This window comes from Burkholderia sp. Ac-20349, assembly GCF_017104865.1.
Lineage (GTDB): Bacteria > Pseudomonadota > Gammaproteobacteria > Burkholderiales > Burkholderiaceae > Burkholderia > Burkholderia aenigmatica.
The window spans coordinates 62,015-76,738 of sequence record NZ_JAAGPM010000013.1 but is presented as its reverse complement, the minus strand read 5'-3'; the positions used below and the strand labels follow the sequence as shown (position 1 = coordinate 76,738).

The window sequence follows — 14,724 nt, the reverse complement described above, 5'->3', positions numbered from 1 at the left end:
ACGGCGCAGTGGTCTTATGCTACACGGTCCTTCCGGCTAATTCGACTGGTGCTTGTGGGGCTCCAAATGTTCGCCGGGAAAACCTGAGCGGGTATCTGATAGAGTCCTGCCGCAACATTCCCCCGTGTGGCCCTCCCGATGTCATATATGTGTCACTTGCTTAGCCCTCCACGCTCTAGCCCTGGCCATCGCGCTTCTCAATCGCTTTGCGCGCCCCTTCTGGCAATGCGGCGAACATCACCGCCACAGTCTTCGGGCGTGTTATGCGGTCTTCCACGATTAAATTGACTAGAGTGAACATGCTGTTGGAAACATCTGCAACATCATCCGGGTCCATCATTCCTGGGTGGACTGCGTTGTTCCCAACAACACGGACAACGTCTAGTGCCTGCTGAATTTGCGGGTTCAAGCCTTGTTTAACGAGATACCCTATTTGTTTGTTAATGCTGTCGCCGTCCGCCTTCAGCGCCACACATAGTCTTTCTATGGCTACGCGCAACAGGGCACACGCGGCACGAGGCGAGACCGCAGAAACAGCGCGCGCCTCTTCATAGTCACGTGCTACATCTTCGGGCATATCAGGATGAGGTAACGGAATAATGGAGTGGGCAGGCACAACCATTTTTCCTGTAGGTGCCCTGTCAGATACCTCGTCCGCCCACCACAGCGTCTCCTTTGTGCAGTGAGAGCAGGTACTAATCCAGGCTTGCGTGTAGTTGCCGTTATTATGTCTGTTGAGAATGAACCAGCCAGCATGGGCATAGGCGGAGCAATGCGGACAGGTAAACGCGTTCAAGCGGAAGGCGGGCGGCGTGAAGGTCATGCTGGCTGATGTCTCGATAGTTGGTCGGATGATTTTAATGCATCAGGGGTGTTCAAAGTTTCATCTTTAGGTAAACCCTTGCCTGACTGTCATATGGCCAATCGCGGATTGCCGGAATAGGGTGGTGTTCGTCATTTATTGACACTTTGCTGGCAGGGTTATGGACTCCAACCTGACACATCGGCCACGGGAAAGAGTCATGAGCAAGGGCAAGCACATCGGTTACTTCCGCGTTAGCGCGGTAGACCAGGACACTGAGCGCCCCTAGCTTCAGGCAGCGCTGGACTACTTGTGCGATGGCGATACGCTGGTGATGCATAGCATGGACCGCGTTGCACACAACACCGAGGACCTGCAAAGGATGGTCTGCAAGTTGACCGAGCGGGGTGTTACGGTCCAGTTCGTGAAAGACGCTATGGTTTTCTCAGCGGACAAGCGGAACCCTCAGCAGGAACTCATGATGACCATGCTAGCCGCGTTTGCTCAGTTCGAACGGTCATTGATTCGCGAGCGCCAGCGTGAGGGTATCGCTATAGCCAAGGCCAACGGGGTATACAAGGGCCGTAAGCGTTCGCTCAGTCCCGAGCAAGTTGTGATGCTGCAACAGCGGGTAGCCAGCGGGGAAACCAAAACGGCCATCGCTCGGGACTTCGGGATCAGTCGAGAGACGCTATATCAATATTTCCGACCACAAGCCGATTCGGAAAGGGCCTGTTATAGGGCTGGCAAATAAAGCGATAGCCCAGAATTCGGTCCTGGCGGCATTCCCAACGCTTGGTCGCCGGACGGTAGTATCCGAAGCTGTGCTAGAAGAGCATTAGATTCAAATCGCTGCCCAATCAATCTTTCGGACTCGGGGCGGGGTGTTCTAGAGAGCCGCGCGCGAAATACAACCGGTTCGGTGTTAGCTGATATTGCACGCAAGCATATGGCTCGCATGTAGAACCGGTTGAACTCGCCTTCTGCCAACGTCTCATGTGCGTTCGACGGAATTTTAGCCGTCGTCACGTTACCGTTAGCCTGACGACGCTGTTCCATTGCATTTAAGAACCGTCGCCTCTGTATTTCGAGTGCGAGCCATTCATCGTCATGACCGCGTGCAGCTTCCGCCAACAAGTCCGCCCAACCACCGTGCCCAAGATGACTTAACCGTGAACTGAGGTAAATTCTGTTCGCGCGAAGGTCATCGGCTATCTCGTTCAACATAAGCTGTCGAGTAGTTTCATCAAGGTGTCGATATTCCAGAGCCATGTGGTCCCCCGAATTAGTTGCGTAGTCGTTTCTTAAATTTCAGCCCCGCATTCCTTGTGTCAGTGCGCAGCTTATGGCTGGCACGCAAGAATTTTACCTGCGGGGAGCCAGCCGTCGTGAGCATTCATGTGTGGAGGCTGACTGCGCAACGCGCAAAGTCGCGTGACAGCGGCTTTCTTTGGCACGTAGAATTTTCGCTCCGTACGGCAACACGAAGAGTGCAATGAGCGAGATTACACAGCCAACCCCTGAACAAATCCGAGAGCTGATTAAAAGGCATGGCGTCACCCGAGGCGAGGCCGCTGCGTTGGTGCATGTGAGTATCAACGCATGGCATAAGTGGAGCGCGAGCGAGGGTAGTGGAGATCACCGCGCAATGCCGCTTGTGGCTTGGGAACTACTGCTATTGAAGTTGGGCGAGCATCCTAGCAAGAGGTTGGTTGATGAATAACCCCATTGGGGTTGTGTTGTTGTGGAGGCAGCGCACTGGGCGCGCCGATAACTTAGTGAGTTAGTAAATGTTCCAAACTGTCATCAGCTTTTGTCGATTCTCCTTCACCATCGATCAAGGCATCGTGTCAGTCCGCATCGGCTCCCGTGAATTCCTGCTGCTCCGTGACTACAAAGAGCGCAACCGGAAACCTCGCCTGTTTGAAGCCTTTCGTGACACCGAAGCCCGCAGCTGGGAGGCGCTGGCAATGCGTCGCTGGTTGGTCTCCAGCTTCCCAGCCTGAGCATCCTGAGGGCTCTATAGAGAATCCTGCTCACCCCCTAAGAAGCGCCTTCCGGAAACGGCTGGCGCTTTTTTGTTTCCAGCCGGCTTAGCGCCAAGCTGGGCAAGGCTCTCCCGCTGCTTTGACTGTCTATCCCCTCACTCTCGCTCTACGTGCCGCCCCACAACGCCTTGTGCAGTAAGCGGAAGAGGGATTTAGGGCGTCTAGCCCCTCCTAGGCGTATGCGCTGACGCCCGCATTAGCGCATGCGTGTGCGCACCTGTCTTTTGGAGTCCTCCGTATCCCACGGAGACTCTTTTCTACCTCCAGTCTTCTTGCCTCCATGCCCGTTCCTATGGAGCTACCGAGCACTTCCGTTATGCGCCGGTCGCGCCATTCGGCAAGGTGGGCTTTGTTAAGCTGCGCAGCCGGAATGGAACAGAGTTTCTTTTCCTTTTTGAGCAGTCGCTGCAGCGTCCGGCAGTCCCACTCGCTTGACCGCTTTCCGGGCATAGGGTGCTCTATGTACTTCCGAAACAGGTCCCCGACAATTGGGCCGGTATCGATAGCCTTGACCGAGTGTCCGCGCTCGTGGTCTTCGGCCCAGCGCATGGCAGCTTCCTCGCTGGTGAAGGTTGCGGACAGGCTAGGCTGCCCTTTGCGGCCGATTTTGACCGGCCATTTTGTCGCGCGCAGGGTGATTGTGGCCATTCATGTTCTCCAAGGCGTTGATTTTGAACATGAACGCGGCAAGTATCGCACGACCGTGAGTTCGTGAGCGGGCTGGCGAACCGGATTATTGAAGTGCGGACGGATGGGACGCTGTTCGACTTTGGTGGCAATTACGAGGAGTTCCTGACGAGTCAGGGGCAGGAGTAATTGTCCTGACGCTTCCGCTCATGCGTCACAGCCTGGCAGTAGTACGAAGCCGGGGCGCATAGAACGAAGCTGCCAGATACGCATTGGGCCCGCATCGACAACATTGTCGATGCGGGCTTTTTCATTGCCGCACCGGTGAGACCCGGCGGCGTCGTGAATTCCCGTTTCCTTCCGTCAATCGACTTCGGGTAAATTACGCTCCGAATACCACCCTTAATTTCCGACCCGGAGCCGCCCCCTCGATGCAGGACCATCCTCTCCCGCTCGATCTATCCGGCCTTTCGCAAAGCCTGTACGCGCAAGGCACCGAGGAAGGCATCCTGTCGCGCCTGATGGAGCGGATCGCGCCGACCAACCGCTTCTGCGTCGATATCGGCGCAAGCGACGGCCTGCGCAACAGCAACACGGCGCGGCTGCTGCGCGAACAGGATTGGTCCGGCGTGCTGGTGGAAGGCAGCGCGTACCGCTTCGGCAAGCTTGCCGCCCATTACGCGGGCGCGGATCGCGTTCGCTTGCACCATGACCGCGTCCAGCCCGACACGATCGACACGTTGCTCGCCGATGCGAACACGCCAACCGACTTCGACCTGTTGTCGATCGACATCGACGGCAACGACTACTGGGTCTGGCGCGGCCTGCAAGCATTCCAGCCGCGCATCGTCGTAATCGAATACAACCCGTACTACACGCCGCCCGAGCGTTGGGTCATGTGCTTCAACCCGGAACATGAATGGGACGGCTCGACCTATTACGGCGCGAGCCTCGAATCGCTTGTGCATCTCGGCAAGCAGAAGGGCTATGAACTCGTGTGCTGCGACGACATGGGCAACAACGCCTTCTTCGTGCGGCAGGACCTGTATCCGCTGCTCGGCATCGCAAACAATGCTCCTTCGGTGCTGTTCCGCCCGGCGATGTACAAGGTGCGCTACGTCGGGCACAACACGTTCCTGAGCGGCCATCCGTATCGATTCGGGCCGGCCGAGCATATCTGAATGGACTCGCTCGCCGCGACCTTCGACGAGATCCGCGACGCCTATGCGTTGGGCCGCAGCGGGCCGCCACGCCAGGTCGGCGAGCGCGTGTGGCATCTGCCGACCGATGACGGCGGCGTAGCGATCAAGCTCTACGCGTCCGAACATCATGCGCGTGCGGCCAAGGAAGCTGCGGTGCTTGCGCACTTCGAGACGCACGGCGATACACGTTTCCATGTGCAGGCGTTGAAACGCACGGTGGCCGGCACACCGATGTGGACGGGGTCAAACGCCCACGCGATGCTGACGCGCTGGGAAACCGGGCAGTTCAGAACATACGACACGTTTTCACCGGCCGAATGGGATGCGCTCGGCGAGAGTCTGGCGGCGTTGCATCTAAGCCTCGAGCGGCTTCATCTGCCGCAGATCGACACGATCCGCGCCCGGCTGACCGCGATCGACGCGGACGCGGTGCGCCGCAGCCTGCTCGATGCGCTGGATCGCTCACGCTCGAGCGACGGCGCCGAGAATCTGCGCCGCTACGTCGATCTCGCGCTGCGCCTGCTCGATCGCTACTATCCAGGCAGCATCGACGCGTTTCCCGCCGACGATCCGCAGCACCCGATCCACAACGACTACAACCAGTTCAACTATCTGTTCACGGGCACGCTGCCGCCGCTCATTCTCGACTGGGAAGCGTCAATCGGCGCGCCGCGCGAATACGAGCTGGTGCGTTGCCTGAACCATCTGCCGCTGGAGGCGCCGCATCTGGCGCAAGCGTTCGTGCTGGCGTATCGGCGGGCCCGGCCGGTGGATCCGGCACGCATTGCATGGGCGGTCGATGCCGCGTGCCTGCAGCACGCGCTCAAGCTCTGGATCGTGCAAGGCTGGCTCGACGATCCGTCGCGCTTTGCATCGCATCTGAGCGGCGCGGTGACGATGGCGTCCGCGATGGTGGATGCGCGTGACCGTCTCGTCGATTTCTTTTCCCGATGCATCGAAGCAGGACGCTGAAGTGAATGCGAATCTGAACCGGATCTCGAATCCGACGCCGCCAGGCGAGCGGCAGCATGTGTTTCCGCCGCCGCTGGATCGCGACTATCGCGTCGAAGACGGGCGCGTACTGACGCGCTCGCTGGAAGCGCATATCGTCGATCACTGCAACCTGACCTGCGCGGAATGCTGCTCGCTGTCGCCGCTCCTGCCCGAGTGGTACGCGAGCCCCGCATCGCTCGAGGCCGATCTGCGCCGCGCCGCGAAGGTGCTGCGCCCGCGCATGTTCAAGCTGGTCGGTGGCGAGCCGCTGCTGCATCCGGCGCTCGTCGAACTCGTCGAGCGCGTGCGCGCCACGGGCATCGCGCCTGTGATCTCCGTCACGACGAACGGCCTGAAACTGGGCGAGATGACGGATGCGTTCTGGCAGGCGGTGGATGCGCTGACGATCTCGCGCTATCCGAAGCCGTCGCTGTCGCCCGAGCTGGTCGCGCACATCGAGCATCAGGCCGCGCGCTTCGACGTGCGTCTGAACTGGAAGGTGCAGGACGTGTTCACGACGATGAACCGCGCGCAACCCGGCACCGATCGCGACGAAGCACAGCGCCTCTATCAGGATTGCTGGATCCGCGAGCGCTGCCATATGATTCGCGACGGCATGTTCTACACGTGCACGCGTCCGGCGCATTTCCATACGCTCTACAAGGGCGAGAAGGATTTTCAATCCGACGGTCTGCCGCTGCGCGACGACGCGGACATGCTCGACGCGATGCTCGCCTATCTGCACCGCGACGCGCCGCTCGAAGCGTGTCTGCATTGCCAGGGCGGCAGTGCGCCGGTGGCGCCGCATCGCATCCTCAAACGCATTGAAGTGGACTCCTTGAAGGCACGTTATCCATGATCGTCGGCACGCGCGACCTGTTCGGCTTCGACCGGCTTCACTATCATCCGCGCAGCGGTACGACGGCGTCCGGCATCCGGGCCGTCCTGCGTGCAGCGGGGCAACCGGCCGGTGAGCCGGACGCGGCGGCCATTGCGGGCTATCTGAGCGGCGAGCGTCTGATCGGCCGCACCGTGCTGCGCGACGTGCGCGCGGTGCCGCCCGGCCATGCACTGATCCGTTCGCCGCAAGGGCTGACCGTGCAGCCGGCCCCCGAGCAGCCGCAGCACGCGGATCTGGAAACCGTGCTGCGCGCGTCGCTGCAGCGCGCGCTCGACAGCGGCAAGCGCGTTGCGCTGGCGTTGAGCGGTGGGCTCGATTCGGCGCTGCTGCTCGCGTTGCTGCGCGAACTCGGTGCGCAGCGGCACGTGACGTCCTACATCCTCGTGACCGACATGCCGGACTATTGCGAGCGCGACGCCGCACTCGAACTGGCCGCGCAGATGCAGGCGAACGTGAAGATCGTGCGCGCGAACGAGGCCGATTTCGTCGCGGCGCTGCCGAGAACGACGCGTGCGGTCGAGGAGCCGATGTTCAACCTGCATCCGGTCGCAAAGCTGCTGCTCGCCGACGCGATGGCCGCGGACGGTGTCGAGGTGGCCATCACGGGCGACGGCGCGGACCAGGTGCTGCGCCGCGACCAGTCGGCCAACTATCTGCCGCTGTGCCATGCGTTGTTCGATGCGGCGTCGGTCGAGCTGCATCCGCCGTTCGTCGACGATGCCGTCGTCGCGCATTTGACGAGCATCGCGCCCGATCCGGACAAGCAATGCCTGCGCGATCTCGGCGCACGCCTGAACCTGCCGGACCGGCTCGTGCACGGCCCCAAGCGCGGACGGCTCGCCCCGGCGATGGACCTCGCGGCGCTGCTCGACCGCGACCGCACGCACGCGCTGGCCGGCAAGCTCGGTCTGGCCGCCCCCACGCTGCAGACGGACAACGAACGCGTGCTGTGGACGACGCTGTCGCTGATCCTCGATCATTTCGACGCCCTCGATGCTGCGCATCGCCCAACCTGAGCCGCTCATGAAACGCATCCTGTTCTGCGTGGTGCCCGAGAAAGGGCACGTCAATCCGTGCATCGGCCCGGCCCAGCATCTGCGCGATGCCGGCTGCGACGTCGCGTTCTATGCGCCGGCCGACATCAGCGCACAGCTCGATGGCGCTGGCGGTTTCACATTTGTGGGGCCGCGCGAAACGCCCGAGCGCCACGACCTGTCGCGCGGCGCGAGCTTCGCCGCGAACATTCGCGACGCCGACTGGCTGCGGCACTGGATCCGCACGCTGCTGATCGATCTCGCGCCCGCGCAGGTGGACGGCATCCGCGCAGTGCTACGCGACTGGCAGCCTGACGTGGTCGTGATCGATCCGCTGCTCTATGCGGCGGCGATTGCCGCCGAACTGGAAGGGCTGCCGTGGGTCTCGATGTCGAATTCGCTGAATCCGGTGCTGCCGGACGATCTCGATTCGGAACTGCTGCGCACGGTGCGATGGCTCGCGCCGGAACGCACGCGGCTGTTCGCGCGCTACGGGCTCGATGCGCGTTTTCGCGGTTGCGACATTCTCTCTCCGCACCTGACGCTCGCGTTCACGACCGATGCGCTGGTCGGCGCACCGCCGCACGGTGTCGAGCTGGTCGGTCCCGCGCTGCCGTCCGGCCCGCGCGGCGACGAGACGCCGTTTCCGTGGGAGCGCCTCGACGCCGATCGCCCGCTCGTCTACATGTCGCTCGGCAGCCAGCTTTACTACCATCCCGACGTGTTCGCGAAAGTCATCGAGGCGGCGCGCGCGACGTCGGCGCAACTGGTGCTGTCGGTGGGCGAACTGGTCGATTCGGATCTGCTGCCGGCCGACGACGAACGCGTCGTCGCGGTGCGCTACGTGCCGCAACTGGCGCTGTTGCAGCGCACGCACGCGTTCGTCAGCCACGGCGGCGCGAATTCGGTGATGGAGTCGCTTGCATGCGGCGTGCCGATGCTGCTGTCGCCGTTCTGCAATGACCAGTTCCATTCGGCACACTTCGTCGAGCGGGCCGGCGCGGGGTGCGTGCTGGATCTGCAGCAGGCCGGCGTGGCGGACATTGCCGATGCGCTCGAACGCCTGTTGCGGCCCGGGTCGCTGCGCGAGCAGGCGGCGCGGATCCGCGCGAGCTATGCGCGCGACGGGTCGGCCGAGGCAGCGCGCCTGATCAGCGCGCTCGCTTCAGGAAACCGCCTGGCGACAGCGTCATGAGAACGCGGTCCTCGATGTCGTAGTCGACCTCGAACCGGTCGTCGCGGGCGAGGAATTCACGCGCGGCGGTGGCCGGGTTGTTGCCTTTGCCGTACGGCTTGCCGTCGAACATCGACGCGGGCAGGTACTCCATGATGGTATCCATCACGATCGCGTAGCTGCCGGGCGTCACGAGCGGCGCATAGCATTCGAGTTCGCGCAGCACGTGCGCGTGAGTGTGCGTGAGATCGAGGATCGCCATCACGCGTGCGCCGTCCGGTATCAGTGCGCGCACCGACGCAAGCGTGTCGGCCGCGCACGATTCGCCTTCGATCAGCGTCATGCGGTGAGCGAGCCGGTGCGATTGCAGACGCTGCCTGACCTCGTCGCGCAGGCGCGGCTCGATCGCGACGACGCGGCCGCTGTCGCCCGCCAGTTCCAGCATCGACGCGGAGAATACGACGCCGCCGCCCGCCGCGATGCCGGTCTGCACGATGCAGTCGGGACGCACGCGCCAGATCAGTTCCTGGAGTGCGAGCATGTCGCCGGGCAGATGGAAGAAGCGCTCGCCGAGCCAGCGCGTCTGGAACAGATGGTCGAATTCGGCAGCGCGCGTCAGCCATTCGATGTTGATGTCCCGCATGCGGGCCGAAGGACGCTCTGACATGGTCAATGCAACGAGTAGGAGTGACGTGAAAACGCTGGAACCGTGGCTTCACCGGTACTGGAACCTCGGGCCGGCGCGCCTGCAGGCGCTGGCGTCGGGCCATACTAACAAAACGTATCTCGTCGAGTGTGATTCGGCGCGCGCGGTGCTGCGCGTGTCGTGGTCCGGGAAGCCGGTCGAGCAGGTGCATCGCGAGGCGGCGATACTCGGCCATCTGCGCACGACGCCGATGCTGCCCGCGCTCCCGCGCCTGCGGCCGACGGTGGATGCACAGTCCGGTGTGCGGCTTCCCGATGGAAGCTGGCTGCACCTGTTCGAGCATATCGACGGCATTCCGGGCCTGCCCGACGAAGGGAACGCGGGCGCGATCGATGCGATGCGTGCGCTCGCGCAGCTGCATGCCGCGCTGGCGGCGATACCCGCGACCGAATCGGCGCCGCTGGCGTGGCTGTCGGCGCGTCACGCACGCGTGGCGGCGCGTGCCGCGCCGTCGTTGCCGGGAGACCTGAACGGCCACTACGAGACGATGATCCGGCTGATCGGCGCACAGCTCGACACGGCTGCACGCTGGCTGACGGGGGCGGTGCACTGGCTGCACGGCGACTATCACGCGGGCAACCTGCTGTACGTGGGACACGCGGTGAACGGCGTGCTCGATTTCGACGATGTCGGCCAGGGCGCGCAATGGCTCGAGGCGGCCTTTGCGCTGTTCGCGCTGTCGCGCGATGCGGGCAGGGACGATCGCTTCGTATTCGACGCGCAGCGCTGGGATGCCGGCCTGCAAGCCTATGCAGCGACGCGGCCCGATCCTGCGCCGGACTGGATGCATGACCGCCGCGATGCGCTGATGGCCCTGTTTTGTGCGGACCAGACGCTGATCCACCTCGAAGCCGCGCAGCGCGGCCTGTGGACGCCGGGGCCCGGCATCGGCTTTCTCGGCGGCTGGCGGCAGTTGCTGGATGGCGCGGCGCCCGGACGCTAGCCGCGCTGCCGATTCAGCGCTGCCGAGTCAGGAACAGGCGCACCGCTTCGACCGTGTTGGGCCGCGCGTCGCCGTGCCGCGATCCGTCGTGCAGGCAGAACAGCACGTCGCGCTGTCGTGTCGCGCCGGCATCGGCATGCGCGCACATCGCGTCGAACAGCGCCTGCGGCGACGGCGCCGGCCGCTGCCAGTCGTCCAGTATCGCGGTCCAGCCCGTGTGTTCGCGCTGCAGCCGCGCCAGCACGCCGGCGCGATTGTCGTGCGGCATCAGTCCATAAGGCAGGCGCAGCGGGATCGTGTCCGGTGCGGGTACGCCGGCCCGGCGATAGGCGTCGCGGATCAGCGCGTCGGTCGTCTCGATCTCGTCGATCAGCGCGTCGTCCGCCAGCGCGCCGGGCCTCGCGTGCGAACGGGTGTGATTGCCGAGCCGATGACCTTCGCTCGCCATCCTTGCGGCGACGTCGAGCGCTCCGCGCGTCAGGTGCTTGCCGAGCAGGAAGAAGGTCGCCTTGCACGACGCGTCGCGCAGGACATCGAGCAAGGCAGGCGTTGACGGGCCGGGGCCGTCGTCGAAACTGAGGTGAATGGACATCGCGAGCGGGGGGGGGGGCGTTCAAGGTGTACCGGAAGAACGATAGCGCAAGTCGCGGCGAGCGGCGGCCGGCGCGTTCATCGGCCGACTACTGGATCGGCTCGATGGCCAGCGGACAGGTGCCGACCCGGCGCAACCGTGTGCCGGTCCACTCATAGAAGCGCCGGGCCGCTTTCTTGCTGTCGTAGTCGCAGTCGTCGTTGAAGCAACCCGCGATGATCAGCAGCCTGCTGTCGGCGCGGAAATCGACGCGCTCGTCGTCGTTGCCCATCACGCCCGCGACGGCCTGCACGCCGGGCATCGTGTAGGTCGCGCCCGTGTACTTGTCGACGATCGCGAAATTCCGGCAATCGGTTCCGCAACCCCAGATCGCGACGCGGTAGTGGCCGGCGAAATTCGCCGGTTGCGTGAACTCGTCGCGAATCACGGTGCGGTAGAGGCGGGCTTCCTTGCTGGTCAATCGCGGCGCGTGGGCCGTGGTACGCGGCGCGGGCGCCGTGCGCGCCGGATAGCGTTCGAACGACGGCGACGGGCAGTTGGGGGCGGCGGCCGCGGTGACGGGCACCGGCTGGGCAGCCGCTGCCGCAGCCGAGCCGGCCAGCATGGCCATGGCGCTGGCCGTCAGCAGAAGTCGGTATGCGCGCATCACGCGATCGTCCTTGCAGGGTAGAGGAACAGGTCGCCCCGCGCATGGCGGCCGTGCGTTCGTTTGCCGAGGTCGCGGTGGGGCGGGACCCGACGGCCCCGCCGCGCGATTCTATGATGCTTTGCCCGCGCCGGCACGCGTTGTTACCGGCGTCCGATGCGGCCGCGCGAAGGGCATGGCGGCCTGATGACCGCAAGCCGGACCGGTCGTCAGCGCGACGACCGATCCGCGCTCAAGCGTCGCACGCTTCCCACGCGTCATCCCTTATGGCTCGCTCCGCGAGCGCGACGTAATCGCCGGCCGCCGTCCGTTCGACCCGGGCGTCGACGCGATACGCGCGCCGCAGGTGCGGCGGTGTCAGGACTTCGGCGGGGGTGCCGTCGGCGACGAGGCCGTCGGTGCCGAGCAGCACGAGCCGGTCGCAGAATCGCGATGCGAGATTCAGGTCGTGCATCGCGACCAGTACGACTGCACCATGTCGGCGTGCCGCGTCCCCGACCGCTTCCAGCGCGAGCAATTGCCAGCGCAGATCGAGCGCGCTCGTCGGTTCGTCGAGCAGCAGCAGCGGCGTGTCGCGCACGAGCGCCTGCGCGAGTCCGACCATCTGCCGCTGCCCGCCGGACAGCCGGTCGAGCGGCGACATCGCAAGCGCTTGCAACCGCAATCGCTCGAACACGTTCTGCAGGCGCAGGTCGCGCGCCGCGTCGGACAAACCAGGGCAGGTCGCGCGCAATGCGCTGCGGACGGCTTCGTACACGAGCAGCGACGACGGTTGCGGCAGCGTCTGCGGCAGGTAGCCGACCTGTCGCGTGTGGTCCCGGCGCGCGCCGCGCAGCAGGTCGAATCCGCCGAACGCTGCGTTGCCGCGTGCGGCCGCGAGCCGCGCGAGTGCGCGCAGCAGCGTCGATTTGCCGACGCCGTTCGGTCCGAGCAGTCCGACCATCGTGCCCGGCGCCACGGGCGCGAGCGACAACCGGTCGAGCACGACCTTCGCGCCATAACGCACGACGAGGTCGTCGACGCATAGCGTGCGCTTATCCATCGAGCCTCCTGCGCCGGCTGACGAGGATCATGAACAGCGGCACGCCGACCAGCGCGGTGATGATCCCGATCGGCAGCGTCACGCCGGGGATCAGCGCCTTGCTGAGCACGGACGCGCCGGCCAGCATGATCGCGCCGGCGAGGGCGGCGCCGGGCAGGTAGTAGCGATGCTCGTCGCCGACGAGCAGTCGGGCGACATGCGGCCCGACGAGACCGACGAACCCGATCGTGCCGACGAACGACAGCGCGGTGGCCGACAGCAGGCTGATGCGGATCAGCGCGACGAGTCGCAGCCGCTCGACCGCGATGCCCATGCTGCGCGCCTGTTCGTCGCCGGCGCGCAGCGCCGTCAGCGACGCGACGTCGAAGCTCGCCCACAACGCGCACCCGGCGAGCATGCACGCCAGCAGCGCGATCTTGCCCCACGTCGCGCGCGCGAGGCTGCCCATGCTCCAGAAGACGATCTGCTGAAGCGCGTTCGCGTCCGCGAGAAACTGCAGCAGCCACAGCAGCGCCTCGAAGCTGAACATCAGGCCGATGCCGAACAGCACCACGGTTTCGGTCGTCGCGCCGTGGCGCCACGCGAGCCAGACGATCAGCAGCGTCGCGAGGCTCGCGCAGCCGAACGCGCCGAGCGACAGCGCGATGTTCTCGTTCCAGAGCACGACATGCCAGCCCGAGATCACGACGAGCGACGCACCGACGCTCGCGGCGGCCGACATGCCGAGCGTGAACGGGCTCGCGAGCGGATTGTTCAGCACGGTCTGCATTTCCGCGCCGGCGAGGCCGAGCGACGCACCGACGAGCACGGCCATCAGCGCATAAGGCAGGCGCACGTCCCAGAGGATCACGCGCTGCTCGAGCGGTAGCGCGTCCGGCCGGAACAGCCCCGCGACCAGATCCGCGATCGGGAACGGCGACGGGCCGGTGCCGATGTCGACGACGAGCAGGGTGCCGAGCACGCAGGCGAGGCACATCAGCGCGCCGACGCGCCGCGCGGCGACTGCGCGGTAACGCAGCTTCAGCGAAGCGGACGAGCGGGACGAAGGCGACGATGCGGGCGATGCGGTGCTCATGCGGCCGCTCCCGCGACGGCTTCGGCCGCGATGCGCGCCGCCAGCATCGCGCTGGGCACCACGACGCCGCCATGATCCTCTCCGTCGATCAGGCGGAACGTCGCGTCGAGGCCCGGGCGGCCACCGACGCGACTGACGAAGTCGCGTGCGGAGCTGACCTGCTTGCGCGCCTGCTGCCGGCGCATGCGTTCGGCGTCCGGATTCGGCGTGCCTTCTTCGAGACTGCCCGCGGTGACCAGCAGCCGCAGCGCGGGCGAAAGCGGCGCCGCTTGCGCGGCGAAACGATCCGCATAGGGCAGCAGCGCGCGGTCGCCCCACCAGATCGACGGACTGGCCGCGACATACCGCGCGAACAGGTGCGGGCGCGTCAGCATCGCGTACAGCGTCAGCAGGCCGCCGTACGAATGACCGAACAGCGTCTGGCGTGCCGGGTCGACGGCCACCTGTTGCGCGAGCCAGGGTTGCACGTCGTGCTCGATGAAATCGAGCAGGCGGTCGGCGACGACACCGCGGCCGTCCGGCAGCGGCGCGAGCGTGTAGTCGTCCGCGCGGGCCGTCATGTCGTAGGCGGCGTCAGTCGGATAACCGATGCCGATCACGACGGGCTCCGGATCGGCCGGGGCGTCAGGGCGTGCGCGCCGGTTGCGCACGAGTTGCGCGGCGAGCGGGAAGAGCGCGTTGCCGTCGAGGACGGTCAGTACCGGATGGGATCCCGTAACGGCCCGCTCGGCGGGCAGCGCGACGAACAGGCGGCGGGGCTTGCCGCCGACCGTGACGTCGAACTGGCGGCTGTTCGGCACCTGCACGGCGGGCGCGGCGTCGAGCGCGGGCCAGTCCGGTGCGCGCGCGGCGAGCGCGGGGGTGAGGTGGGCGCCGAGCGGGCCCGCGAGGCCGGCGACGAGCAGCGAGCGACGCATCGTGGAAGCGGGGCGCGACATG

At 65.2% G+C, this 14,724-nt stretch carries 15 protein-coding genes and 1 pseudogene; 8 read left to right on the top strand and 8 right to left on the bottom strand.

What is annotated here, in order from left to right; genetic code table 11:
- Positions 1 to 175: 175 nt before the first annotated feature.
- The gene (locus G3N61_RS07280; protein ID WP_205821979.1) at positions 176 to 823 is read right to left on the bottom strand and encodes a DUF4145 domain-containing protein; all 648 of its coding nucleotides are present in this window, start codon (positions 821 to 823) and stop codon (positions 176 to 178) included.
- Positions 824 to 1,022: 199 nt separating this feature from the next.
- Here G3N61_RS07280 and G3N61_RS07275 point away from each other — a divergent pair.
- Positions 1,023 to 1,556 (top strand): annotated as a pseudogene (locus G3N61_RS07275) (recombinase family protein).
- Positions 1,557 to 2,592: 1,036 nt separating this feature from the next.
- On the top strand, positions 2,593 to 2,808 hold the full coding sequence (locus tag G3N61_RS07270) for a hypothetical protein (protein ID WP_205821978.1): 216 nt from the start codon (positions 2,593 to 2,595) through the stop codon (positions 2,806 to 2,808).
- Between the two features lie 213 nt (positions 2,809 to 3,021).
- On the opposite strand, the gene G3N61_RS07265 is transcribed toward G3N61_RS07270, so the two are convergent.
- Complete coding sequence (locus tag G3N61_RS07265; protein WP_205821977.1) at positions 3,022 to 3,498, bottom strand: hypothetical protein; 477 nt, start codon at positions 3,496 to 3,498, stop codon at positions 3,022 to 3,024.
- A 410-nt stretch (positions 3,499 to 3,908) separates the two neighbouring features.
- Between G3N61_RS07265 and G3N61_RS07260 the strand changes: the two genes are divergently transcribed.
- The 5 genes from G3N61_RS07260 to G3N61_RS07240 are packed head-to-tail and all read left to right on the top strand — an operon-like array spanning position 3,909 to position 8,802.
- Positions 3,909 to 4,658: an FkbM family methyltransferase gene (locus tag G3N61_RS07260; RefSeq protein ID WP_205821976.1), complete on the top strand. Its 750-nt coding sequence runs from the start codon at positions 3,909 to 3,911 to the stop codon at positions 4,656 to 4,658.
- On the top strand, positions 4,659 to 5,651 hold the full coding sequence (locus G3N61_RS07255) for a phosphotransferase (protein ID WP_205821975.1): 993 nt from the start codon (positions 4,659 to 4,661) through the stop codon (positions 5,649 to 5,651).
- Position 5,652: 1 nt separating this feature from the next.
- Positions 5,653 to 6,531 (top strand): 4Fe-4S cluster-binding domain-containing protein, encoded by an 879-nt coding sequence (locus tag G3N61_RS07250; RefSeq protein ID WP_205821974.1) that lies wholly within the window; start codon positions 5,653 to 5,655, stop codon positions 6,529 to 6,531.
- The gene (locus G3N61_RS07245) at positions 6,528 to 7,589 is read left to right on the top strand and encodes an asparagine synthase-related protein (protein WP_089450591.1); all 1,062 of its coding nucleotides are present in this window, start codon (positions 6,528 to 6,530) and stop codon (positions 7,587 to 7,589) included. Before G3N61_RS07250 ends, G3N61_RS07245 begins: the two co-directional genes overlap by 4 nt.
- A gap of 7 nt (positions 7,590 to 7,596) precedes the next feature.
- Positions 7,597 to 8,802 (top strand): glycosyltransferase, encoded by a 1,206-nt coding sequence (locus tag G3N61_RS07240; protein WP_205821973.1) that lies wholly within the window; start codon positions 7,597 to 7,599, stop codon positions 8,800 to 8,802.
- Here G3N61_RS07240 and G3N61_RS07235 read toward each other — a convergent pair.
- Complete coding sequence (locus tag G3N61_RS07235; RefSeq protein ID WP_205821972.1) at positions 8,759 to 9,448, bottom strand: CmcI family methyltransferase; 690 nt, start codon at positions 9,446 to 9,448, stop codon at positions 8,759 to 8,761. The genes G3N61_RS07240 and G3N61_RS07235 overlap by 44 nt on opposite strands.
- A gap of 25 nt (positions 9,449 to 9,473) precedes the next feature.
- Here G3N61_RS07235 and G3N61_RS07230 point away from each other — a divergent pair, with 25 nt between their 5' ends.
- Complete coding sequence (locus G3N61_RS07230) at positions 9,474 to 10,430, top strand: phosphotransferase (RefSeq protein ID WP_346778556.1); 957 nt, start codon at positions 9,474 to 9,476, stop codon at positions 10,428 to 10,430.
- Positions 10,431 to 10,443: 13 nt separating this feature from the next.
- Here G3N61_RS07230 and G3N61_RS07225 read toward each other — a convergent pair whose 3' ends face one another.
- The 5 genes from G3N61_RS07225 to G3N61_RS07205 all read right to left on the bottom strand — a co-directional run bounded on the left by G3N61_RS07225 (position 10,444) and on the right by G3N61_RS07205 (position 14,723).
- Entirely contained in the window at positions 10,444 to 11,022 is a 579-nt protein-coding gene (locus G3N61_RS07225) for a polysaccharide deacetylase family protein (RefSeq protein ID WP_205821970.1), read from the bottom strand.
- Between the two features lie 88 nt (positions 11,023 to 11,110).
- Positions 11,111 to 11,671, bottom strand: coding sequence for a hypothetical protein (locus tag G3N61_RS07220; protein WP_205821969.1), 561 nt, complete (start codon positions 11,669 to 11,671; stop codon positions 11,111 to 11,113).
- 229 nt (positions 11,672 to 11,900) lie between these two features.
- Entirely contained in the window at positions 11,901 to 12,710 is an 810-nt protein-coding gene (locus tag G3N61_RS07215) for an ABC transporter ATP-binding protein (protein ID WP_205821968.1), read from the bottom strand.
- Positions 12,703 to 13,785 carry an iron ABC transporter permease gene (locus G3N61_RS07210; protein ID WP_089450586.1) on the bottom strand — a complete coding sequence of 361 codons (1,083 nt, stop codon included), beginning with the start codon at positions 13,783 to 13,785 and terminating at the stop codon, positions 12,703 to 12,705. The genes G3N61_RS07215 and G3N61_RS07210 overlap by 8 nt, the downstream gene beginning before the upstream one ends.
- On the bottom strand, positions 13,782 to 14,723 hold the full coding sequence (locus G3N61_RS07205; protein ID WP_089450585.1) for an alpha/beta hydrolase-fold protein: 942 nt from the start codon (positions 14,721 to 14,723) through the stop codon (positions 13,782 to 13,784). Before G3N61_RS07205 ends, G3N61_RS07210 begins: the two co-directional genes overlap by 4 nt.
- Position 14,724 lies beyond the last annotated feature (1 nt).